Source organism: Sphingomonas sp. BL-S-05, from assembly GCF_055521695.1.
Genome location: NZ_CM145499.1, coordinates 2337076 through 2358410, shown reverse-complemented (window position 1 = coordinate 2358410; position 21335 = coordinate 2337076). Strand labels below are relative to the sequence as shown.

Here is a 21335-nt window from a genome sequence, read left to right as displayed (position 1 = left end):
CATGACCCCCCGTTTTTCGCCCGCCGAGGCCGATGCACGCTGGCAGGCGGCATGGGACGATGCCCGGACCTTCGTCGCCGACGATGCGTCGCCCAAGCCCAAGCGCTATGTCCTTGAGATGTTCCCCTATCCATCGGGGCGCATCCATATGGGCCATGTCCGCAACTACACGATGGGCGATGTGCTCGCCCGTTTCCTGCGGATGACCGGTCACGAAGTGCTCCACCCGATGGGGTGGGACGCCTTCGGCATGCCCGCCGAGAATGCGGCAATGGAAAAGAAGGTCCATCCGGGCCAGTGGACCTATGCCAATATCGCGGCGATGAAGGCGCAGTTGAAGCGGCTTGGCCTCGCCTTCGACTGGTCGCGCGAGTTCGCGACCTGCGATCCCGAATATTATGGCCACGAACAGGCGCTGTTCCTCGAACTGCTCAAAGGCGGTCTGGTCTATCGCAAGGAATCGGCGGTCAACTGGGACCCGGTCGACATGACCGTGCTGGCCAACGAACAGGTGATCGACGGGCGCGGCTGGCGTTCCGGCGCGCTGGTCGAGAAGCGCAAGCTGAGCCAGTGGTTCCTCAAGATCACCGACTTTGCCGACGATCTGCTTGCCGGGCTGGGCAGCCTCGACCAGTGGCCCGACAAGGTCCGGTTGATGCAGGAAAACTGGATCGGCAAGTCGGAGGGGCTGCAATTCGCCTTTTCGCCGGTCGCGCCATTCGATCGGTCGATCGAAGTCTATTCGACGCGCCCCGACACGATCTTCGGCGCGAGCTTCGTGGCGATCGCCGCCGACCATCCGGTCGCGCGGGCGCTTGCCGACGCCAACCCGGATGCTGCCGCGTTCATCGAACTGTGCAAGCAGGGCGGGACCACCGCCGCCGAACTGGAGACCGCCGAGAAGCTGGGTTACGATACCGGCTACCGGATGCGGCATCCCTTCGATGCGTCGATCGACCTGCCGGTCTATATCGCCAATTTCGTGTTGATGGACTACGGCACCGGCGCGGTGATGGGCGTGCCGGCGCATGACCAGCGCGATCTCGATTTCGCGCGGAAATACGGATTGCCGGTCCGCCGCGTCGTCGCCGATGGCGAGAACGTCGATCCGGTATTCGAAGGGACCGAAGCCTATACCGGTCCCGGCCGGCTCGTGAATTCCGACTTCCTGAACGACCTCGACGTCGCCGCTGCCAAGCGTGCGGTGATCGAGCGTGCCGAAGCGGGCGGCTGGGGCAAGGGTACGACCGTATGGCGCCTGCGCGACTGGGGGGTGAGCCGCCAGCGTTACTGGGGCACGCCGATCCCGATCGTCCATTGCGAAGCGTGCGGCGTGGTGCCGGTGCCGACCGACCAACTGCCGGTCAAGCTGCCCGAGGACGTGTCGTTCGACATTCCCGGCAACCCGCTCGACCGTCATCCGACCTGGAAGCATGTCGATTGCCCGGCCTGCGGCGCCCCTGCGCGGCGCGAAACCGACACGCTCGACACCTTTGTCGATTCGTCGTGGTATTTCATCCGCTTCGCCAGCCAGCCGACGGATAAGCCATTCGACCGGGCGGTCGCCGAAAGCTGGCTGCCGGTCGGCCAGTATATCGGCGGGGTCGAACATGCGATCCTGCACCTGCTCTACGCGCGTTTCTGGACGCGGGCGCTCCACCATGTCGGGCTGATCGACCTGAAGGAGCCGTTCGCCGGCCTGTTCACGCAAGGCATGGTCACGCACGAGACGTATTTCCGGTCGACTAGAAAAAACATCGTTGACTGGGATGGTACCAACCCGCGCGAAATGGTGACTATTGACGGTTACTATGCGCCGACAGAGATTGAAAAGAGCGGTGACAATGCCGTTCTGAAGTCGGACGGGGAGCCGGTGATTGTCGGCCGCGTCGAGAAAATGTCGAAGTCGAAGAAGAATACGGTCGATCCCGAACCGATTCTCGATCGCTACGGCGCCGATGCCGCGCGCTGGTTCATGCTGTCCGACAGCCCGCCCGAGCGCGACCTGCCGTGGAGCGAGGCCGGGATCGAGGGCGCCGAACGCTTCGTCAAGCGGGTGTGGAAACTGGTTGCCGCGCACCAGGCAGGCGGCGCAAGCCCCGAAGCCCTGACCCGCGCGGTCCATCGCACCATCGCCGGCGTCGCCGACGACATCACCGCGCTGCAGTTCAACAAGGCGGTGGCCAAGCTCTACACGCTGTTGGGTGAGGCGGAGAAGGCCAAGGGCATGTCGGACGCCGACATGGACGCGCTGCTGCTGCTGGTCAGCCCGATGATCCCGCATCTGGCGGAAGAAGCATGGTCGCAGCTTGGCCGCAGCGGGCTGATCGCCGATGCGCCATGGCCGGTGGTCGATCCGGCAATGCTGGTCGAGGCGGAGGCAACGATCGCGGTGCAGGTCAACGGCAAGCTGCGCGACACGATCGTCCTGCCCAAGGGCATAGCCAAGGAAGATGCCGAAGCGGCGGCGCTGGCGAGCGAGAAGATCGTCCGCGCGCTGGAGGGCAAGGCCCCGCGCAAGGTCATTGTCGTGCCCGACCGCCTCGTGAACATCGTCGCATGATCCGCGCCGCCGTCCTCGCCGCCGCCTTGCTGCTGGGCGGCTGCGGCCTGCGCCCGCTCTACGGCGGCGGCGAGGGCGGTGTGGTGCGCCAGACGCTGGCGGGGGTCGAGGTCGCGCCGATCGTCGGGCAGAATGGCTGGCTGGTCGCCAATGCGCTCCGCGATCGGCTGCGTGCCGAAGGACCGGCGCGCTACCGGCTCGAAATCAAACTGGACGACGATATCACCGGGCTGGGCGTGCGGCGCGACGATTCGATCACGCGCGAGCGGCGGACGCTGCGCGCGCGCTATCAACTGATCGACCTTGCCAATGGTGCAGTGACGCTCGACGCGACCGCCGGGTCGGATGCCGGCATCGACGTGGTCCGCTCCGAATATGCGACGATCGCGGCGGAGCGCACCGCGCTCGAACGGCTGTCGCTGATCGTCGCCGACCAGATCGTGACGCGGATCGCGCTGACGCTCCCCAAGTCGGGCTCGTGAAGCTCCGGCCCGAGCAGGTCGCGGCCAAGCTCGACCGGCCCGGCCCCGATATCCGGCTCTACCTGTTCCACGGGCCGGACACGGCGGGCGCGCTGGCGCTGGCCGCGCGACTGGCCAAGGGCGTAGGCGAGGGGGCCGAGCGCGTCGACATGGACGGCGCCATGCTGAAGGCGCGTCCCGGCCTGCTGGCGGACGAAGCGGCGTCGATGTCGCTGTTCGGCGACGCCCGCTGCATCCGCGTCACGAGCATGGGCGAGGAATCGGTCGAGGCGGTGACGTTGCTGCTGGCGGCCGAACGCGCGGGCAATCCGGTCGCCGCGATCGCGCCCAGCGTCAAGGGTACGTCGAAGCTGGTGAAGCTGGTCACCGCATCGCTGAATGCCGTCGCCGTCGCCTGCTACGTGCCCGATGCGGCGCAGGCGGCGAAGCTGGCGGTGGCGATGGCGCGCGATCAGGGACTGCGGCTGCTGGGCGACGTGCCCGACCGGCTGGCGGCGGTGACGGCGGGCGACCGCGCGGTGCTGGCCAGCGAGATCGAGAAGCTTGCGCTGTATCTGGACGCATCGCCGGAGCGGCCGCGCGATGCCGATGGGGAAGCGTTCGATGCGATCGGTGCGTCGATCGCCGATGCCGAACTGGGCGGGATCGTCAGCGCGATGATCGCGGGCGACGCGGCGGCGGCGGCACTGCCTGAAATGCCCGGCGGCGCGATCCCGGTACTGCGCGCGGTCGCCAGACGGCTGTTGTCGCTGGCCGAAATGCGCGCCGAGATCGACGACGGCGAGAGCGTCGACCGGGTGATGGAGCGCCACCGCGTATTCTTCAAGGAACAGGCCGCGACCGCGACGGCGCTGCGCCGCTGGGACGCAGCCCGCCTTGCCCGCGCGCTGGAACGCGTCCGCGATGCCGAGCGCGCGGCACTGTCGGGCAGCGGTCTGGGCGAGGTGATGACCGCCGCCGAAGCCGTCGCCATCGCCCGCGCAGCGGCCCGCGGCAAATAATCCATAAAAGCATTTGCACGACCGCAAACGCGCTGCTAGGGGCACGCTCCTGCCAGCCAAGGGGCCAGCCCCAAGGTGTTCACGTGCGGTCGTGGCGGAACTGGTAGACGCGCAACGTTGAGGTCGTTGTGGCCGAAAGGCCGTGGAAGTTCGAGTCTTCTCGACCGCACCATTCTCCCCCGGCACCGGCCGGGGGGAGAGTTACCTTCCGATCAGTTCGATGGGTTCGGCGTTGCCGGACTGACCTTCGGTTGCATCGCGCGTAGTAACTTCATACCGGCCTTCCCCTCGGTCAGCGCCGCTTCCCGCAATGCAATTTCCATGCGGCATATGTCGGCATGTTCGCCCTTGTTCGACAGCGCCTCGACCAGGCGGTTTTCGGACAGGCCGCTACGACGCAACATGTCTTCGACGATCGCACCCGGAATTTCGAACCGGCCGCTGAATGTCGTCGGTCGTTCATCCGATGCCAGAATGACCCGGTGGATCAGCGCGGTCTGTCGCTCGCTGGTTGCGGGGGTCAGCAACTTGTCCCCCGCCGGAAACTGGAAGTCGTTGCATTGGATCGGATCGGTGGCGGCGAAGGCCGTTTTGGCGTCGATCTCGAATTGAGCGATTTCGCGCAGCAGCGCTTCGGGTGCGTTGGCAAGGCCCGAGCGAAGACGCCGTTGTGACAGATCGATCAAGACTTCTTCTGCACGGCGCTTGTCGGACCCGATGTTCATCGCGTCGCTGGTCGAGCGAATGGCGTCGGCAAGGCCCGGATTGACCGCCCTGACCTGCATAAGGCCCATACCGGTCAGGTCGCGAGCGATCTGGTTGGGTTCGGCGACGTAGTTGATCCGAGGTGGCTGGTCGGGAAGAATATTGGGCTGAGGGCTATAGGAAAAGGCGATGCGTAGCCCGGCCACGATCACGAAGATGACGAGCCACACCGACCAGCCGGTAAAAGCGCTGGTGGCGCTGTCGACATCCGCCACTCGCCGCGGCTCCAGCCAGCTTTCGACCATTGGAAAACGATCGCGGATCAGCGACAGGATTTCCTTGCGCGGTCCTTTCGGATTCCACCACGGCGCTCGGCGATCGTCGCCGCGATTGAGTTCCACCCACGCCCGGTGCAACCGGTGCGCCGGATCGGCGACCAGTTTCGTGAAACGGATCGCCCCGATGCGTTCGACGATCGCCAGCGCTTCCGCCGACAGCGCATAGTCGTTGCGGCGCTCGATCCATCCGAACGTCGCCGCAGCAGGTTCGAGCAACGGGTCGCAGCGCGGGATGGTCGCTGCCAGCATTTCGGAGAACCAGCGTTCGGCCCCGGCCGCGAAATCGACCTGTTCGAGCCGGGGATCGGCGAGCAGCGCCAACCCGTGATGTTCGATCGCTGCCAGTTCCTCCGGCGTCGGCGGTGCGTCATGGTCGGGGAACAGCAACGCTTCGAGCGCGTGGAAATGCGCGTTGATCGCTTCGTGAAAGGCGGCGAGTTCTGGATCGGCTTCCGGCTCATTCTCTCCGGATGGGGCGGGCGGGAGGTCGGCTTCGATCGCCGGTTCGAACATCGGCTCCGCGTCCGCCTCCACGCCCGCCAACGCCGCATCCCGCGCTGCCCGCAGTGCCGCGAAGCCGGCCGGATCGGCGTCGACGTCCATCGCCTTCAGCCGGGCGGCATAGGCCTTGCGGATCGCGCTGCGGTCGGTCGTCGGGTCGATGTCGAGCGTCGCCCAGATGCCGTGCTTCACAGGAAGCGCTCGCCTTCGATCTGGTCGAGCGCCGCGCCGAACGCCGTGCGCGCTTCTGCGATGATCCGGTCGTCCTGCGTGGCGAGCGCGTTCTCGAACTGGCCGAGCATATGGCCGATCGCGGCGCGGGTATCGCCAAGGAAGGATTCATACGCCCGCCGCGCCCGCGCCAGCAGCGCGGCGTTGACCGCATCGTCGCGCGGATGGACCTTCAGCGCCGCCAGCGCGGCGCGGCGCTTCGCCAGTTCGGCGGGGTCGGGTGCATCCTCGTCGTCGACGATCACCAGATTGCGGGTCATGCCGGTCTCCGGCACGCTGACATCGACCTCGAGCAGCCCCGATGTGTCGTAGCTGAAGCGGCATTCGACCGTAACCTCGCCCGCGCGGCGCGGGGGGACGGGCACGGTGATCTCGCCCAGCTTGACGTTACCCGACACTTCGCGCGCCTCGCCCTGATAGACGCCGAACTGGACCTTGGTCTGCTGATTGGACAGCGTCGAGAAGGTCGAGACGCGGCTGATCGGCACCGCCGAATTGCGTTCGATGATCGGCGAGAACAGCCCGGTGCGAAACCCGCCGCGTCCGTCGGGCTCGCTGGTATCGACGCCCAGCGTGAATGGGCAGACATCGGTCAGCCGGATTTCCTCCAGCCCGGCGTCGCGCGCCAGCAGTCCGGCCTGTACCGCCGCGCCCATTGCCACCGCATGATCGGGATGGACGGTGGTCGCCGGGAACCGCCCGAACATGCGCGTGACTGCGCGGCGCACGATCGGCATCCGCGTCGCGCCCCCGACCAGCACGACTTCGGACAGGGTGGCAGCGGCGATGTTGCTGTCGCGCAGCGAGCGCAGCACGGGTTCGCGGATGCGTTGGAGCAGCCCGCCGGCGGCTTCCTCGAACGCAGCGGCGGTCACCGGCACGGTCAGCGCGGTATCGCCGATGGTGACGCTGAAGTCGGCGCCGTCCTGCTCGCTCAGCGCCCGGCGGCAGCGTTCGGCGGCTTGCGCCAGCAGGCCGGTGGCGCGGTCGGGCGGCAGCTTCGCCAGCAATCCCTGCGGATCGAGCGTGGCGCGGGCCAGCGCGATCAGGCAGTCGTTGAAATCGTCGCCGCCCAGCCGATTGTCGCCGGCCGAGGCGCGCACCTCGATCACGCCGTCGAACATCTCGACGATCGACACGTCGAACGTGCCGCCGCCCAGGTCGAAGACGAGGAACGGTTCGTGATCCGCCCGGTCGGCGATGCCGAAGGCGAGGGCGGCTGCGGTCGGTTCGTTGATGAGCCGGCGGATCGGCAACCCGGCCAGTTCGCCCGCGCGCCTCGTCGCCTTGCGCTGCCGATCGTTGAAGTAGGCCGGAACGGTGACGACCGCTTCGGTCACGCTCTCACCGGTGAACGCCTCGGCATCGCGCTTCAGGCTGGCGAGGACCAGCGCCGACAGCGCCTCGGCATCGAAGTCGCGTTTGGCGAGCTTCACCGTCTCGCGGGTGCCAATGCGCCGTTTGAAGCTGGTGACGGTGCGGTCGGGATGGGTCGCCATCCGGTCGCGCGCCGCCTGTCCGACCAGCACCGCATCGTCGTCGCCAATGCTGACCGCCGAAGGAGTTAGAAAATCGCCCAGCGCATTGGGAACCATGACCGGCGCATCGTCGCGCCAGATCGCGCAAGCGCTGTTGGTCGTTCCCAAATCGATGCCGACGATCATGCCTGTCCCCTTGGTATACGGAGGCAGGATGTAGCGCGCCGGCTTCGTCAGGCAACGGGGGCGCGTTCGTCCCTTGGAACGACGGCCGCGATCAGAACTCCGCGACCTTGCCCCAGGACGATTGTTCGAACCGGTCGGGATGATAGGGTTTGGGATCGACGATCGGCTCCGCCCCGCTGACCACATCGGCGATCAGATGCCCGGCGCCCGGGCCGATGCCGAAGCCGTGCCCGCTGAACCCCGATGCCAGCACGAAGCCGGGCAGGCTCGCCATCTCGCCGATGCCGGGGACGCCATCGGGCGTGCTGTCGACATAGCCCGCCCATGCGCCGGTCACCGCCCGTTCGCGCAGACGCGGCATCATCTCCAGCGCGCGCGCATGGGTGCGTTTGACGGTCGCGGCGTCGGGCGTCGGGTCGAGGATACGCATCCGCTCCATCGGCGTCGGCCGGTCGAGCTTCCAGCGCCTGACGTTCTCATGGCCCGACTGCACCCCTTCCAGCCCGCCTGGCGACAGCTTGCGCCAGCGCCGCAGGAACATCGGCAAGAACTGGGTGGAGAAGCGCAGGAATTGCGGGGTCGGGTCGACCTTGCCGCTGCCGCTGATCGACAGGGTATAGCCGCCATCGCCGCGCCGGGTCATCGAGATATAGTCGCTGTGCATTGCCGGCGGGAAAATCTCCTCGCCCGGCCCGACCGACATGACGGTCTGACGGATCGTCGCCTGCGGAAAGCGGATGCCATATTGATAGCAGAAGGACGACGCCCACGCCCCCGCCGACAGCACGGCGATCTTCGTGCGGATCACGCCCTGTTCGGTGACGACGGCAGACAATCGACCGCCCTCGGTCTCCAGTCCGCGCACCGCGCATTGCTGATGCACCGTGCCGCCCAGTGCCATGATCGCGCGGGCGACGGCCGGCGCGGCGCGCGACGGGTCGGCGGTGCCGTCGGTGGGGGAGAAAACGCCGCCCTTCCATGCCTTGTTGCTGAACCGGCCGCGCTCGGTCGCCTCGGCGGACGACAGCATGTGGGTGGTGACCCCGGCGGTCTTCGCGAAATCGCGCCAACGGGCCCAGCCGGCAATCTCGGCCTCGTTATCGCTCAGATAGAGCAGGCCGCAGCGGCTGAAGCCGGTATCCTCGCCGGTATCGGCGGCGAACTGCTCCCACAGGTCGAGCGCCATGGTTGCCATCGGCAGTTCGCGCGCGTCGCGGTTCTGCTGGCGGCACCAGCCCCAGTTGCGGCTGGATTGCTCGCCACCGATGCGACCCTTTTCGACCAGCGCGACCTTCAGTCCGCGCTTGGCGAGGTAATAGGCGGTGAAGCTGCCGACGATGCCCCCGCCGATGACCACCACATCGGCGGTCGCGGGCAGGTCGGGGGTCGAATCGACGAACGTCAGCGGTGCGGGCATTCCGATAGGCTCCAGCAGTTCCGGTACAGGGGAGGGACGCTCAGAGATATTTGAGCCAGCGAATGTCCTTGCGACGCTTCTTCAGGTTGGAGAACCAGCGCGTCGGGAAATAGAGCGGCACGATCATCGCGACCCACATCAGCCAGATCCAGTGGATCGACGGGAAGCCGAACACCTCGCCATGGTTGAGGCCGAAGATCGCCACCGCGCCGAGGTACAGCGTACGCAGGACATAGAGGTGGAAGAGGTAGAAGAACATCGGCGCGCCACCGAGGACCGACAGCCAGCCGGTGACCCGCGCATTGGCGATCCGGTCGAACAGCGCGAGCAGCAGCAGCCCGGCGCCCAGCGTCGCGAGCACGAACAGCAGCGACGGCGGATATTTGGTGAGCGCGAGGAAGCTCATCACCGTGCGCAGCGGCGATCCCGGCACCACGAACCACGGCGTGTCGCCATAGACATTGGCGAAGCGCAGCACGAGGAAACCGGCGAGCATGGCGAGGCCGGTCAGCACGAGCCGCCGCTGCCGCGTCGTCACGTCCAGCCGCGCGAACCACGGCCCGATCGTCCAGCCGAGGCAGATGACCCCGATCCACGGCAGCAGCGGATAGCTGAAGCGGATTGGCAGCCCGCCCAGCGTGATCGTGCCGCGCTCGTGCAGCAGCGACCACAGGGCGTAGAAGGGATGTTCGGGCGGCAGGACGATCGGGTCGAGCAGATTATGCCCGGCGACGATCGCCACGCCGAGGGCGGTGATCGCGGCGTGCGGCAGGCGGATCAGCCCGGCGAGCACGATCATGCTCAACCCGATCGCCCAGATCACCTGCAGATAGACGATCGTGAACGGAAATTCCGCGCGCCACACGAAGTTGACGACGGTCAGTTCGAGCAGCACGAGGAAGATGCCGCGCTTCAGGAGGAAGGCGACCGTCTCCGCCTTGCTGTGCTTCTGCGCATAGAGATAGGCGCCAAGGCCGGTCAGCGCGACGAAGACCGGGGCGCAGATCTGGCTGGTCATCCGGCTGAAGAAGCTGTCGGGTGCGACGGTCAGCGCATCGACCGGATCGCCGATCGGGACCCAGAGCAGAAACGCCTCCCGGATATGGTCGAGCAGCATCAGGACCATCACGAAACCGCGCAACGCGTCGATACTGACCAGCCGCGCGCCCGCCGCCGCCTTTGCCACGGGGGGCGGGGCGGTTCGGCCGGGAAAGGGGCGGTCCGTCGGGATGCTGGCCATGGAAAACTCCGTTGGTGGGAGAAGGGTCAGCCCTGCGGCAGCAGCGCGACGGCGTCGATTTCGACCAGATAGCCGTAATGGAGTTCGGGCACCGGCACGACGGTTCGTGCCGGTCGTGCATCGCCCAGCTTCGCGGCATAGACGCCGTTGAAGCGCGGCCAGTTCTCCACGCCGACGATATAGGCGGTGACGCGTGCCAGTTGCGCAGGGCTGCCCCCGGCGGCGGTCAGGATCGCCAGCATGTTGTCGATCGCCTGCGCCGCCTGCGCCTCGAAGCCCATGTCGTCCAAAGGCTGCTTGTCGGCACGGATCGGCAACTGGCCGGAGATATACAGGTGATCGCCCGCCCGTACCGCCTGCGTATAATGGCCGGCGGGGAAGGGGGCGTCGTCGGTCAGCACCGGCTGAATCGTCATGTCGGTCATCCTACCACCCCCCGAAGCGCGACCAGGTCGCGGTAACGGTCGGATCGTCGCCATGGACGACGTGATAGGCGGGATGCTGCGCGGCGGTCGAACACGCATGGTTGGGCAACACGCGCACCCGGTCGCCGATCTTGAGCGGCGGCAGCTGCCCGTCGGTCCCCGGCCGCACGGTGATGATGCCATGTTCCTGATTGGCGTCGGCAAGGATCAAATCGGGATAGGACACGCCGTCGAGCGTGCAGACGATGCCATAGCCTTGATCGACCGGCTGTTTGGCGGTGCCGCGATCGCGCGACATCGCCATCCAGCCGGCATCGATCAGAATCCAGCCCTTTTCCTTCTGGAAACCGATCACCGTCCCCAGCACCGACAGCGCGATATCGTCGACCGCGCAGACGCCGATGCCGTGCATCACCAGATCGAAGAACACGAACACGCCCGCGCGCACTTCGGTCACGCCGGTCAGGTCGGTGGCGAAATGTGCGGTCGGGGTCGATCCGACGCTGACGACGGGGCAGGGCAGGCCGGCGTCGCGCAGCGTGGTCGCGGCATCGACCACACTCTTGCGCTCCACTTCGGCATAGCGGCGCAGCTCCTCGGGCGTGCGTGCGGCATAGCTGCCGCCGGCATGGGTCATCACCCCGCGCAGCTCGCCGCCCTGGACCAGCACGCGACCGATCGCCAGCAACGCCGCGCTGTCGTCGGGCAGCACACCCGAACGATGCCCGTCACAGTCGATCTCGATCAGCGCCGGGATGGCGGTGCCCGCCTCGCGCGATGCCGCCGCGACCGCTTCGGCCTGTTCGACGGTGTCCAGCACGACCGCGATATCGACACCCCTGGTCCGCAGCGCCAGCACGCGCGGCAGCTTGTCGGGGGCGATGCCGACGGCATAGATCAGGTCGCGCACGCCGGCCGCGGCGAATTGTTCGGCTTCCTTCAGCGTCGAGACGGTGGCCGGACCCTGCGGCGTTTCCATCAGCCGGTGCGCGACCTCGATCGACTTGCCGGTCTTCAGATGCGGGCGCAGCGTGACCCCCATCGGCGCCAGATGCGCGCGCAGCCGGGCGATGTTGCGATCCATCCGGTCGGCGTCGAGGATCAGGCAGGGCGTCTCGACCGTCGCCAGCGTCGCGGCATCGTCCTGCGTCGCAGTCTTTTCCATCATGGTCGTCATGCCAGTATCGCCTTGGTCTCGAGATATTCTTCGAAGCCATGGACGCCATATTCGCGGCCATTGCCCGATTGCTTGTATCCGCCGAATGGCGCGTGCGCGGTCCATTTCGGCGAGTTGATATGGACCTGTCCCGACCGGATGCGCCGGGCGACCGCCTGTGCGCGCGCCGGATCGCCCGACTGGACATGCGCGCCCAGGCCATAGACGGTGTCGTTGGCCAGCGCGACGGCATCGTCTTCATCGCGATAGGGCATGATGCACAGCACCGGCCCGAAAATCTCCTCGCGCGCGATCCGCATCGTTCGGGTTACGCCCGAAAAGATGGTCGGGCGGACATAGTAGCCGCGATTGAGGTCGGCGGGACGGCCGGGGCCACCGCAGACCAATGTCGCGCCCTCCGCCATGCCCGCCTCGATCATCGCCTGCACTCGGGCATGTTGCGCGGCGTTGGCGATCGGCCCCATCGTCGTCGCATCGTCGAACGGCGATCCGACGCGCCATTCGGCCGCTGCGGCAGCCGCCAGCGTCTCCACCTCGGCCAGTCGGTCGGCCGGCACCAATATGCGCGTCGGTGCGCTGCACGACTGGCCGACATTGCGCATGCCGGCCGTCACCGCGCGCGGCACGGCGGCGGCGAAATCGGCATCGTCGAGGAACAGGTTGGGCGACTTGCCGCCCAGTTCCTGCACCACGCGCTTGACGCTGCCCGCTGCCGCCTGCGCCACCAGCACGCCGGCGCGGGTCGATCCGGTGATCGAGATCATCGCGACATCGGGATGCGCCGACAATGCCGCCCCGACCGCTTCGCCGGTGCCGTTGACCAGATTGAACACGCCTGCCGGCAGACCCGCATCATGCACCACCTGCGCGAACATCAGCGCGCTGTACGGCGACAATTCGCTGGGTTTCAGCACCACCGGGCATCCGGCGGCGATGGCGGGCGCGACCTTGGCCGTGATCTGATAGAGCGGCCAGTTCCACGGCGTGATGAGCGCACAGACGCCGATCGCTTCCTTGACGACCGTGAAGCAGTCGTCGGGCCGTTCGAACCGGTAGGACCGGAGCACATCGATCTGCGCGCGGACATGGGCGATGGCGAAGGGGACCTGCGATGCGCGCGCGAAGCTGATCGCCGCGCCCATTTCGGTGGCGATCACCTGTGCGAAGGCTTCGGCGCGTTCCTCCATCAGCGTCGCGATCCGGTCGAGCAGCGCGATCCGGTCGGCGACCGGCGACAGGGCGAAGCTGTCGAAGGCGCGCATCGCCGCCGCGACCGCACGGTCGACATCGGCGGCCGATCCGGCGGCGATGGTGCCGATCTGCGTCTCGGTCGCCGGATCGATCACGCCGATCCGCGGCGCGTCGCCGACCGGATCGCACCAGCCGCCGTCGATATAATATTGTCCCGACCTGTCGTGCGTCATGTCCATCCCGTCCGCGTGTCCGGCGCCCGATGCGGGCAGCGAACCCTAAAGGCCGCCTGTCGACCCCGAGTCTAGGGGCAAGCGTTCAGCAGACGCTTTCGAAAAGGACCGGCAAAACGGCATTCCCGCCGCCGTCGGGACGTGCAGTCGGCAATTTTGCATCGCCGGCCGCCATTTTCTGCCGCAACCTTCCTCGATTTTCGCGTGCATTCCGCGAAAAGGGGGCGCGGCGCATGGCAATGCAGGCGCGGCAGATTATGCCGGAGGCTGCGAAACGTCGTTCGCTTCGCCGTGCGAAACCGGACGAAACAAGACTATCTGCCGTGCCGTCGCCGCCAATATCTGCGTCGTTCCACACCAGCTTTACGAAGGGGGCTGACCGTGCTTCGTCCAAAGTACATCACGTTCGATTGTTATGGCACGCTGATCTATTTCGAAATGGCGCCGGTCGCCCGCCGCCTCTACGCCGATCGCATCGCCGAAGCCGATATGCAGCAATTCACCGACGACTTCTCGGCCTATCGCCTCGACGAAGTGCTGAGCGCGTGGAAGCCGTATCGCGACGTGCTCGAGGGTGCGCTGCGCCGGACCTGCAAGCGGTGGAACATCGAATATCGCGACAGCGACACGGCGGAAGTCTATGCGGCCGTCCCGACCTGGGGACCGCACCCTGACGTCGTCGAGCCGCTCAAGCGCGTCGCCGCCGAATATCCGCTGGTCATCTTGTCGAACTCGATGGTCGACCTGATCCCGGCCAGCGTCGAGAAGCTGGAGGCGCCGTTCCACGCCGTCTACACCGCCGAAGAGGCACAGGCGTACAAGCCGCGGATGCAGGCGTTCGAATATATGTTCGACCAGCTGGGCTGCGGCCCGAAGGACGTGCTGCACGTCTCGTCCAGCTTCCGCTACGATCAGATGACGGCGTTCGACCTCGGCATCAAGGACAAGGCGTTCGTCAATCGCGGGCACGAACCGCTCAATCCCTATTATCAGGTGCATGACATTCCCAGCATCGCGGGTCTGCCCGGGCTGGTGGGACTGTGAGCGTGGAGGCCAAGGTTCGGTCGTTCATCGACCTGCGCGCCTTCGCCGCCGATGCGGCGGTGAACGACACCGGCGACTATGCGACCGCGCGCACCGCGCTGCCGCTGGTCGACGGGCCGTGCGGCGTCGACCTGATCGCGCTCGACGGCGGCAGCGGTTCGGTGGCGGGCTTGCCCGGCGACGAATTCGTCATCGTCCTCGAAGGATCGCTACGGCTCGGCTCGACGACGCTTGATGCGGGGCGCAGCGCGGTCATTCCGACGGGTGTCGCCTTCGATTGGGAGGCCGCACCCGCTACCCGCGCACTGGCGATGCGCTATGCGATCGACACCGCTGCCGCCGATGCGGTGGTGCCGATCGACGAGGCGGCCGAACTGACCCCGTCCAACCCGCCGCTCGCCGAGCTGCTGGTCGGGCCGACCCCATCGTGCCGCAACCATACCGACTATCTGTCGAGCGACGGCGTGTTCATCTGCGGTACGTGGGATTCGACCCCCTATCACCGCATAGCGATGCGCTATCGCCACCACGAATTGATGCACCTGCTCGACGGCAGCGTGACCTTCACCGACGAAACGGGGGCCAGCCGGACCTTCTCGACCGGTGACATCTTCCTGCTCGAACATGCCGCGCATTGCGCATGGGACAGCCAGGAGCATGTGAAGAAGGTCTATGCGATCTGGCGGCCGGTGGTCGCCTGATCGGCATGTGACATAACCGGAACTACCGTACCCCGGCGCAGGCGGGGGTACGGTAGTTTAAAGACCTTACCGCCCCGCCAGCGTCTCGGTCGAACGGTGGCAGTAGATGCGGCGATCGTCCTCGATCAGCATCGGCGGCATTTCGCCGGCACATGCCTCGACTGCCAGCGGGCAGCGCGGCTGGAAGCTGCAGCCGACCTCGCGCATCCGCGCCCCGCCGGCAGCACCTGCGTCCCGCGCGGGCGTCTCTTCGAGCCAGCCGGGCCGCAACTCGGGCACCGACGCGGTCAGCAGCCGGGTATAGGGATGGTGCGCGCCATGGCGCAGGCCGTCGCGGGTCACCCGTTCGGCGACGCGCCCGGCATAGAGCACCAGCACGTCGTCGCTGATCGCGCGCACGATCTCCAGATCATGGGTGATGAACATATAGGCGAGGCCGAGTTCGCGGCGCAGTTCGATCAGCAGGTCGAGCACCGCTTCGGCAACGACGGGGTCAAGCGCGGAGGTCACTTCGTCGCACAGCAACAGGTCGGGCCGCGCCGCCAGCGCGCGGGCCAGGTTCACGCGCTGTTTCTGGCCACCCGACAATTCGCCGGGCAACCGGTCGGCGAGCGCGGCGGGCAGACGGACGAGGTCGAGCAGCCGTGCGACTTCCGCCCGTGCCGACGCGCGATCCATGCCGTGATAGAAAGCGAGTGGTCGCGCAATGGCCGCGCCGACGCTGACCGCCGGGTTGAGCGCGGTGTCGGCGCTCTGGAACACCATCTGCACCCGGCGCAGTTCGTCGCGCGAGCGGCGGCGGACGACCGGCGGCAGCGGCTTGCCATCGAGCAAGATGCGTCCGGCGGTGGGAGCGTGCAGTCCGGCGACGACGCGGGCGAGGGTACTTTTGCCGCAACCGGACTCGCCGATCACGCCCAGCACCTGTCCGCGCCGGATCGACACGTCGATCCCGTCGAGAATCTTCACGCGCGGACTGCCGTCATGGTTGGTCCCGCCATAGCCGGCGACGACGCCCCACAGGTCGAGCAGCGGCTTTTCCTCGACGACCGGCACTTCGGCCGGCTTGCGTGGCGCGGCGGCGGCGACCAGCGCGCGGCTATAGTCATGGGTCGGGAAGAACAATATCTGTTCTGTGGTGCCCAGTTCCTGGACCTCGCCCCCCTTCAGCACGGCGATACGATCGGCGATCTGCGCCACGACCGACAGGTCGTGCGTCACATAGACGGCGGTGGTGCCGAGGTCGCGGACCGCGTCCTTGAACGCCTTCAGAACCTCGATCTGCGTCGTCACGTCGAGCGCGGTGGTTGGTTCGTCGAAGATGACCAGCTTCGGATCGGTGATGAGCGCCATCGCCGCCATCAGCCGCTGCAACTGCCCGCCCGAAACCTGGTGCGGATAGCGGTCGCCGACCCCCTCCGGATCGGGCAGGGCCAGGCGGCGGAACAGGTCCTTCGCCTTCGTCTCGGCAGCGTTACGGTCGAGTGTGCCGTGGATCAGTGCCGGTTCGATCACCTGTGCCATGATCGTCAGCGACGGGTTGAACGCTGCCGCCGCACTCTGCGCTACATAGGCGACGGTGCGTCCACGGATGCTGCGCAGTTCCTCGGCGCTGGCGGTGTCGAGCCGCTGCCCCGCGACCTCGATCGTGCCGCCGGCGATGCGACAGCCGGGGCGGGCATAGCCCAGCAGCGACAGCGCGATGGTCGTCTTGCCCGATCCCGATTCACCGATCAGCGCCAGCACCTCGCCCGGTGCCACCGACAGCGTGGCGTCGGGAACGATCACGATCTCGCGTCCATCGTCACCGGTGGCGGTGATGCGCAGATGGTCGATGCGTGCCAGCGGAGCGGTCATCGCCGGCGGCGTCCGGGAAGGGAGTCGATCAACAGGTTCATCCCGATGGTAAGGGAGGCGATCGCCACCGCCGGAAACAGCACGGCAGGCGCGCCGAAGCCGAGGCCGGCGATGTTTTCGCGGACCAGCGCGCCCAGATCGGCTTCGGGCGGCTGTACGCCCAACCCCAGGAACGACAGGCCGCTGAGCAGCAGCACGACGAACACGAAGCGCAACCCGAAATCGGCGGCGAGCGGTCCGGTAACGTTGGGCAGCACCTCGCGCACGACGATATAGGGCAGGCCTTCGCCCCGTGCCCGCGCGGCGGACACGAAATCGAGCGCCATCACGCCCATCGCCAGCGACCGCGCGGTGCGGAACGCGCCGGGGGTATAGATCACCGCCAGCGTCCCGATCAGCACCGGGATCGACGCGCCCGTCGCCGCGATCACGACCAGCGCGAACATCAGGCTGGGGATGGCGATGACGATGTCGAACAGCCGCGACAGCAGAATGTCGACCCAACCGCCGGCTGCCGCCGCAAGGCCCAGCAGCACCCCCGTCACGACGGCGATGGCGGTCGCGACGAAGGCGATGAAAACCGTGTAGCGCGCACCGTAGAGCACCCGGCTGAGCATGTCGCGACCGAGATAGTCGGTGCCGAGCGGGAAGGCGCGGCTGACGCCGCTGAAGACGTCGAGGTCGACGACCTCCCCCACGCCATGCGGCGCGAGGGCGGGGCCGGCGAGGGCGACGATCACCCACAGCACGACGAGGGCTAGGCCGATCCGGCCGCTGATGGCGAGCCTGCTCACCGGTGGCGCAACCGCGGATTGGCGAGGATCGCGACGACGTCGGCGGTCGTCACCAGCAACAGATAGGCGATGCAGAAGATGACCGCGACGGTCTGCACCAGCGGCAGGTCGCGGGTCGCGACCGCATCGACCATCAGCCGCGCGACGCCCGGATAGTTGAAAATGATCTCGACCACGATCACGCCCCCCAGCAAGGTCGACAGGCTGAGCGCGATCGCATTGGCGATCGGCCCGATGGCGTTGGGCAAGGCGTGACGCAGCACGACCCGCGCGGGCGAACAGCCCTTCAGCCGCGCCGCTTCTGCGTAGGAGGTGTCGAGTGCGTCGATCACCGCCGCGCGCGTCATCCGCACCATCTGCGCCATCACGAAACAGGCGAGGCTGAACACCGGCATCGCGAACACCCGCACCAGATCCCAGGTGGAATGGACGTCGCGGGTCGACGACAGCGCCGGCAGCCAGCGCAGCGTCACCGCGAACAGCATCACCGCCAGCGTCGCGATCAGGAATTCGGGCACCGAGACGATGCCGATCGTCGCGATGCTGATCGTCCGGTCGAACGCCGTGCCGCGCTTCACCGCGGCGACGATGCCGAGCAGCAGCGCGAGCGGCACCGATACCAGGGCAGTCAGCCCGGCGAGCGTCAGCGAATTGCCCAGCCGCGCGGCGATCATCTCCCACACCGGCAGCCCGGTGATGAGCGAACGCCCAGGGTCCCCGGTCAGCACGCCAGTCGCCCATTCAACATAGCGTTGCCATGCCGGCTGATCGAGGTGCATCGCGGCGCGCAGCCCGGCCAGCGCCTCCGGCGTGGCGCTTTGACCCAGGATCGCCTCGGCCACGTCGCCCTCCATCAACTGCGCGATGCCGAATACCGCCAGCGATACGAACAGCAAGGTGACCAGCGACGCGCCGACCCGGCGGCCGATCAGCGAAACGAGCGGCGGCAGCGTCATTTGCCCTCCAGCCAGATATGGGCGGCGAAATCGAACCCCATCAATCCCCCCTGCGGCATCGGGCGCAACCCTTTGAGGCGCGGGCTGTAGGCGTCGATCGAACTGATGAACAACGGGATGCCGATGCCGGCCTGATCGTGGACCAGATGCTGCATCTCGCCATAGAGCGACTTGCGCCGCGCCTCGTCGGTCTCGCCGCGCGCCGCGACCAGCAGCCGGTCGAAGCGCGGATTCTTCCACGCGCTTTCGTTCCACAACGCGTTTGATGCGAAGAATTGCGTGAAGATGATGTCTGCGGTCGGGCGCGGGTTGGTGTTGCCGAAGCCCAGCGGCACCTTCATCCAGCTATTGGTCCAATAGCCGTCGGACGGCACGCGGCGGATATCGAGACCCAGCCCCGCGCGCCGCGCGGCGTCCTGGATCAGCACCGCCATGTCGTCGGACTTGTCGGCGGCGGTCGAGGTTACCAGCGGCACCCGCGCGCCCGCCAGTCCGGCGCGTTTGAACAGGAAGCGCGCACGGTCGGGATCGAAGGGCCGCTGCGGCACGCTCGGGTCGTAATAGGGGTTGGTCGGTGCGATCGGCTGATCGTTGGCGATCGTCGCATAGCCGCGAAAGATCGCGGTCCGCATCGTTTCGCGGTCGAGCAGCAGTTTCAGCCCCTCGACGAAATCGGGGTTGTTGCCCGGCGCCCGGTCCATCCGCGCGATCAGGTCGGTATAGCCGCTGGATTTGGATTCGAGCAGTTCGAACCCCGCGCCGGTCAGGTGGCGGGTGATGCGCGGGTTGATCGCATGGATCAGGTCGACATCGCCCGACAGCAGCGCGTTGATCCGCGCGCTGTCGTCGGGGATGGCGAACAGCTCACACTCGCCCAGCCGCACCGGCCCCCGCCAGTAATCGTCGTACCGCGCGGCGAGCGAACGGACGCCCGGCATATATTCGAGCATCCGCATCGGCCCGGTGCCGACGGGTTTGTTGAAATCGCGGGTGCCGTCGCGAACGATCTGGAATTGCTGGATGCCGAGGATCGTCGGCAGATCGGCATTGGGCGTCTTGAGCACGATGCGCACCCGGTCCGGGCCATCGGCACGCACCGATGCGAACTGGTCGGCGAACACCTTCGCCTTCGACCCCACGGCGGGGTCGAGATGGCGGCGCAGCGAATAGACGACATCGGCGACGGTCAGCGGTGATCCGTCGTGGAAGCGGACTCCCTTGCGCAGCCGGATCGACCAGTCGCGCGCGTCGGCGGTCTCGATCGCCTCGGCCAGCGCGGGTTGTGGCAGGAAGCGTTCGTCGAGCTTGGTCAGCCCGTCATAGACCATCGCGCAGCGGCAGAAATCGGTGACCACCGTCTGCCGTGCCGGGTCCATGGTGTCGGCGGTCGACGACACGGCAACGGCAACCCTCAGGCGACCGCCAGCCGGCTCGGGCCGCGCCGGTTCGAATCCGCACGCGCCGAGGCCGAGCGACAGCCCGCCGCCGCCGATCAGGCGGATCGCATCACGCCGGCCGATCAATGCCGCCAATCCTGATAGCGGTAATAGGCGCCGACCGCCGGCAGGAACCATGGCGGGCCGAAATGTCCCGGCACCGCCGGCCATGCGATCTCGTGGAACGGGTTTTCGTCGGCCTCGCGTGCGCCGCCGAGGATGCGCGCCATCGCTTCGCCCATCACCACCGAAATCTGCGTGCCATGGCCGCTATAGCCCATCGCGTAATAGATACCGTCGCGTGATCCGGCACGCGGCAGCCGGTCGACGGTCAGGTCGACGATCCCGCCCCAGGTATGGGCGATCTTCGTATTAGCTAGTTGCGGGAAGATGCGACGCATGCCGGCTTCGAGGATCGCGCCGCTGCGGGTGTCGCTGCGTGGGCTGGACAGGGCGAAGCGGGCGCGGCCGCCGAAGATCAGCCGATCATCGGCGGTGAGGCGGAAATAATTGCCGACATTGCGCGTGGTCGTCCCGTTGCGCCGCCCCGGCATGATGTCCTGCGCCAACGACCCCAATGGCTCGGTCGCGACGATGAAACTGCCGATCGGCACGATCCGGCGTCGCAGCCAGCGAAACGGCCCGGCCATCGACGCGCCGGTCGCCAGCAGCACCGCATCGGCTTCGATCGTGCCGCGCTTCGTCGTCAGCCGGTGGCACCCGCCCGAAATGCGCTCGATACCGGTCAGCGCCGCATCCTCGTACAGCTTAGCGCCGCGCCGTGCGGCGGCATGCGCCAGCCCGGTGGCGAAGCGCCCCATGTGCAGCGACCCACTGCGCGGATAGAGCAGCCCGCCGTGAAAGGCATCGGACCCGATCTCATGGGGCAAATCGATCTTTTCGATCAGGCGGATATCGGGTTCGACCGTCTGCGACAGCAATTCGGCCTGCCGCGCCAGCTTGCCGGCATGTTCGGGCTTGTCGGCCAGCTTGAGCTTGCCGTTGCGGGTGAAGTCGCAGGCGATGCCTTCCTCGGCGACGATCGCCTCGACCCGGTCGACGCCGGTGTCGAACGCGCGATAGATCGCCGTCGCGCGTTCGATGCCGAACCGGGTGATCAGGCCGGCAAAGTCGCCGGCGACGCCGTTGTTGCACTGGCCGCCATTGCGTCCCGATGCCTCACCGGCGATCCGGTTCGCTTCGATCACCACGACATCGGTTCCGGCCATTGCCAGCGCCCGCGCGGCGGAAAGACCGGTGAAGCCGCCGCCCACGACGACGACCGATGCGCGCGCCGGCACCGGGCCCTGTTCGGCCCCTGCGAAGCGTTCGCCGCTGTCCAGCCAATAGGATTCCAGCTTCATGACGTGTCGGCGTCC

At 67.2% G+C, this 21335-nt stretch carries 17 protein-coding genes and 1 tRNA gene; 6 read left to right on the top strand and 12 right to left on the bottom strand.

Annotation, left to right across the window (positions count from 1 at the left end; all coding sequences use genetic code 11):
- The first annotated feature begins 1 nt into the window (after position 1).
- From leuS to ACZ1JS_RS10995, 4 genes are all read left to right on the top strand, one after another.
- Positions 2-2563, top strand: a complete 2562-nt coding sequence (gene leuS / locus ACZ1JS_RS11010) for a leucine--tRNA ligase (protein WP_465166097.1) — start codon at positions 2-4, stop codon at positions 2561-2563.
- Positions 2560-3045: an LPS assembly lipoprotein LptE gene (gene lptE, locus ACZ1JS_RS11005; RefSeq protein ID WP_465166096.1), complete on the top strand. Its 486-nt coding sequence runs from the start codon at positions 2560-2562 to the stop codon at positions 3043-3045. The genes leuS and lptE overlap by 4 nt, the downstream gene beginning before the upstream one ends.
- Complete coding sequence (gene holA / locus ACZ1JS_RS11000) at positions 3042-4046, top strand: DNA polymerase III subunit delta (RefSeq protein ID WP_465166095.1); 1005 nt, start codon at positions 3042-3044, stop codon at positions 4044-4046. The genes lptE and holA overlap by 4 nt, the downstream gene beginning before the upstream one ends.
- A gap of 85 nt (positions 4047-4131) precedes the next feature.
- A tRNA-Leu gene (locus ACZ1JS_RS10995) sits at positions 4132-4218 on the top strand.
- 40 nt (positions 4219-4258) lie between these two features.
- On the opposite strand, the gene ACZ1JS_RS10990 is transcribed toward ACZ1JS_RS10995, so the two are convergent.
- From ACZ1JS_RS10990 to ACZ1JS_RS10960, 7 genes are all read right to left on the bottom strand, one after another.
- Positions 4259-5782: a hypothetical protein gene (locus tag ACZ1JS_RS10990; RefSeq protein ID WP_465166094.1), complete on the bottom strand. Its 1524-nt coding sequence runs from the start codon at positions 5780-5782 to the stop codon at positions 4259-4261.
- Positions 5779-7485, bottom strand: a complete 1707-nt coding sequence (locus ACZ1JS_RS10985) for an Hsp70 family protein (RefSeq protein WP_465166093.1) — start codon at positions 7483-7485, stop codon at positions 5779-5781. The genes ACZ1JS_RS10990 and ACZ1JS_RS10985 overlap by 4 nt, the downstream gene beginning before the upstream one ends.
- Positions 7486-7576: 91 nt before the next feature.
- Positions 7577-8902: an NAD(P)/FAD-dependent oxidoreductase gene (locus ACZ1JS_RS10980; protein WP_465166092.1), complete on the bottom strand. Its 1326-nt coding sequence runs from the start codon at positions 8900-8902 to the stop codon at positions 7577-7579.
- Between the two features lie 40 nt (positions 8903-8942).
- A complete protein-coding gene (locus tag ACZ1JS_RS10975) occupies positions 8943-10142 on the bottom strand; it encodes an acetyltransferase domain-containing protein (protein WP_465166091.1) in 1200 nt (399 codons plus the stop codon).
- A gap of 26 nt (positions 10143-10168) precedes the next feature.
- Complete coding sequence (locus ACZ1JS_RS10970; RefSeq protein ID WP_465166090.1) at positions 10169-10567, bottom strand: RidA family protein; 399 nt, start codon at positions 10565-10567, stop codon at positions 10169-10171.
- A 1-nt stretch (position 10568) separates the two neighbouring features.
- The gene (locus ACZ1JS_RS10965; protein ID WP_465166089.1) at positions 10569-11744 is read right to left on the bottom strand and encodes a DSD1 family PLP-dependent enzyme; all 1176 of its coding nucleotides are present in this window, start codon (positions 11742-11744) and stop codon (positions 10569-10571) included.
- The gene (locus ACZ1JS_RS10960; protein WP_465166088.1) at positions 11741-13168 is read right to left on the bottom strand and encodes an aldehyde dehydrogenase family protein; all 1428 of its coding nucleotides are present in this window, start codon (positions 13166-13168) and stop codon (positions 11741-11743) included. The genes ACZ1JS_RS10965 and ACZ1JS_RS10960 overlap by 4 nt, the downstream gene beginning before the upstream one ends.
- A 381-nt stretch (positions 13169-13549) precedes the next feature.
- Here ACZ1JS_RS10960 and ACZ1JS_RS10955 point away from each other — a divergent pair, with 381 nt between their 5' ends.
- Together ACZ1JS_RS10955 and ACZ1JS_RS10950 are read left to right on the top strand one after the other, a co-directional pair.
- Complete coding sequence (locus tag ACZ1JS_RS10955; RefSeq protein WP_465166087.1) at positions 13550-14212, top strand: haloacid dehalogenase type II; 663 nt, start codon at positions 13550-13552, stop codon at positions 14210-14212.
- Between the two features lie 2 nt (positions 14213-14214).
- Positions 14215-14913, top strand: a complete 699-nt coding sequence (locus ACZ1JS_RS10950; protein WP_465166086.1) for a cupin domain-containing protein — start codon at positions 14215-14217, stop codon at positions 14911-14913.
- A gap of 66 nt (positions 14914-14979) precedes the next feature.
- Here ACZ1JS_RS10950 and ACZ1JS_RS10945 read toward each other — a convergent pair whose 3' ends face one another.
- Genes ACZ1JS_RS10945 through ACZ1JS_RS10925 form a run of 5 tightly spaced genes read right to left on the bottom strand, consistent with a single transcriptional unit; the run spans position 14980 to position 21320 of the window.
- A complete protein-coding gene (locus ACZ1JS_RS10945) occupies positions 14980-16770 on the bottom strand; it encodes an ABC transporter ATP-binding protein (RefSeq protein WP_465166085.1) in 1791 nt (596 codons plus the stop codon).
- Entirely contained in the window at positions 16767-17564 is a 798-nt protein-coding gene (locus ACZ1JS_RS10940; RefSeq protein WP_465166084.1) for an ABC transporter permease, read from the bottom strand. The genes ACZ1JS_RS10945 and ACZ1JS_RS10940 overlap by 4 nt, the downstream gene beginning before the upstream one ends.
- A complete protein-coding gene (locus ACZ1JS_RS10935; RefSeq protein WP_465166083.1) occupies positions 17561-18520 on the bottom strand; it encodes an ABC transporter permease in 960 nt (319 codons plus the stop codon). The genes ACZ1JS_RS10940 and ACZ1JS_RS10935 overlap by 4 nt, the downstream gene beginning before the upstream one ends.
- Positions 18517-20043 carry an ABC transporter substrate-binding protein gene (locus ACZ1JS_RS10930; RefSeq protein ID WP_465166082.1) on the bottom strand — a complete coding sequence of 509 codons (1527 nt, stop codon included), beginning with the start codon at positions 20041-20043 and terminating at the stop codon, positions 18517-18519. The genes ACZ1JS_RS10935 and ACZ1JS_RS10930 overlap by 4 nt, the downstream gene beginning before the upstream one ends.
- On the bottom strand, positions 20040-21320 hold the full coding sequence (locus ACZ1JS_RS10925) for an NAD(P)/FAD-dependent oxidoreductase (protein ID WP_465166081.1): 1281 nt from the start codon (positions 21318-21320) through the stop codon (positions 20040-20042). The genes ACZ1JS_RS10930 and ACZ1JS_RS10925 overlap by 4 nt, the downstream gene beginning before the upstream one ends.
- Positions 21321-21335 lie beyond the last annotated feature (15 nt).

Excerpts from the sequence above, each read along its gene's own strand:
- ACZ1JS_RS10975 (WP_465166091.1), bottom strand. The coding sequence starts at position 10,142 with ATGGCCAGCATCCCGACGGACCGCCCCTTTCCCGGCCGAACCGCCCCG.
- ACZ1JS_RS10960 (WP_465166088.1), bottom strand. The coding sequence starts at position 13,168 with ATGACGCACGACAGGTCGGGACAATATTATATCGACGGCGGCTGGTGC.
- ACZ1JS_RS10970 (WP_465166090.1), bottom strand. The coding sequence starts at position 10,567 with ATGACCGACATGACGATTCAGCCGGTGCTGACCGACGACGCCCCCTTC.
- ACZ1JS_RS10980 (WP_465166092.1), bottom strand. The coding sequence starts at position 8,902 with ATGCCCGCACCGCTGACGTTCGTCGATTCGACCCCCGACCTGCCCGCG.
- lptE (WP_465166096.1), top strand. The coding sequence starts at position 2,560 with ATGATCCGCGCCGCCGTCCTCGCCGCCGCCTTGCTGCTGGGCGGCTGC.
- ACZ1JS_RS10925 (WP_465166081.1), bottom strand. The coding sequence starts at position 21,320 with ATGAAGCTGGAATCCTATTGGCTGGACAGCGGCGAACGCTTCGCAGGG.
- leuS (WP_465166097.1), top strand. The coding sequence starts at position 2 with ATGACCCCCCGTTTTTCGCCCGCCGAGGCCGATGCACGCTGGCAGGCG.
- ACZ1JS_RS10965 (WP_465166089.1), bottom strand. The coding sequence starts at position 11,744 with ATGACGACCATGATGGAAAAGACTGCGACGCAGGACGATGCCGCGACG.
- ACZ1JS_RS10935 (WP_465166083.1), bottom strand. The coding sequence starts at position 18,520 with ATGACGCTGCCGCCGCTCGTTTCGCTGATCGGCCGCCGGGTCGGCGCG.
- ACZ1JS_RS10985 (WP_465166093.1), bottom strand. The coding sequence starts at position 7,485 with ATGATCGTCGGCATCGATTTGGGAACGACCAACAGCGCTTGCGCGATC.
- ACZ1JS_RS10945 (WP_465166085.1), bottom strand. The coding sequence starts at position 16,770 with ATGACCGCTCCGCTGGCACGCATCGACCATCTGCGCATCACCGCCACC.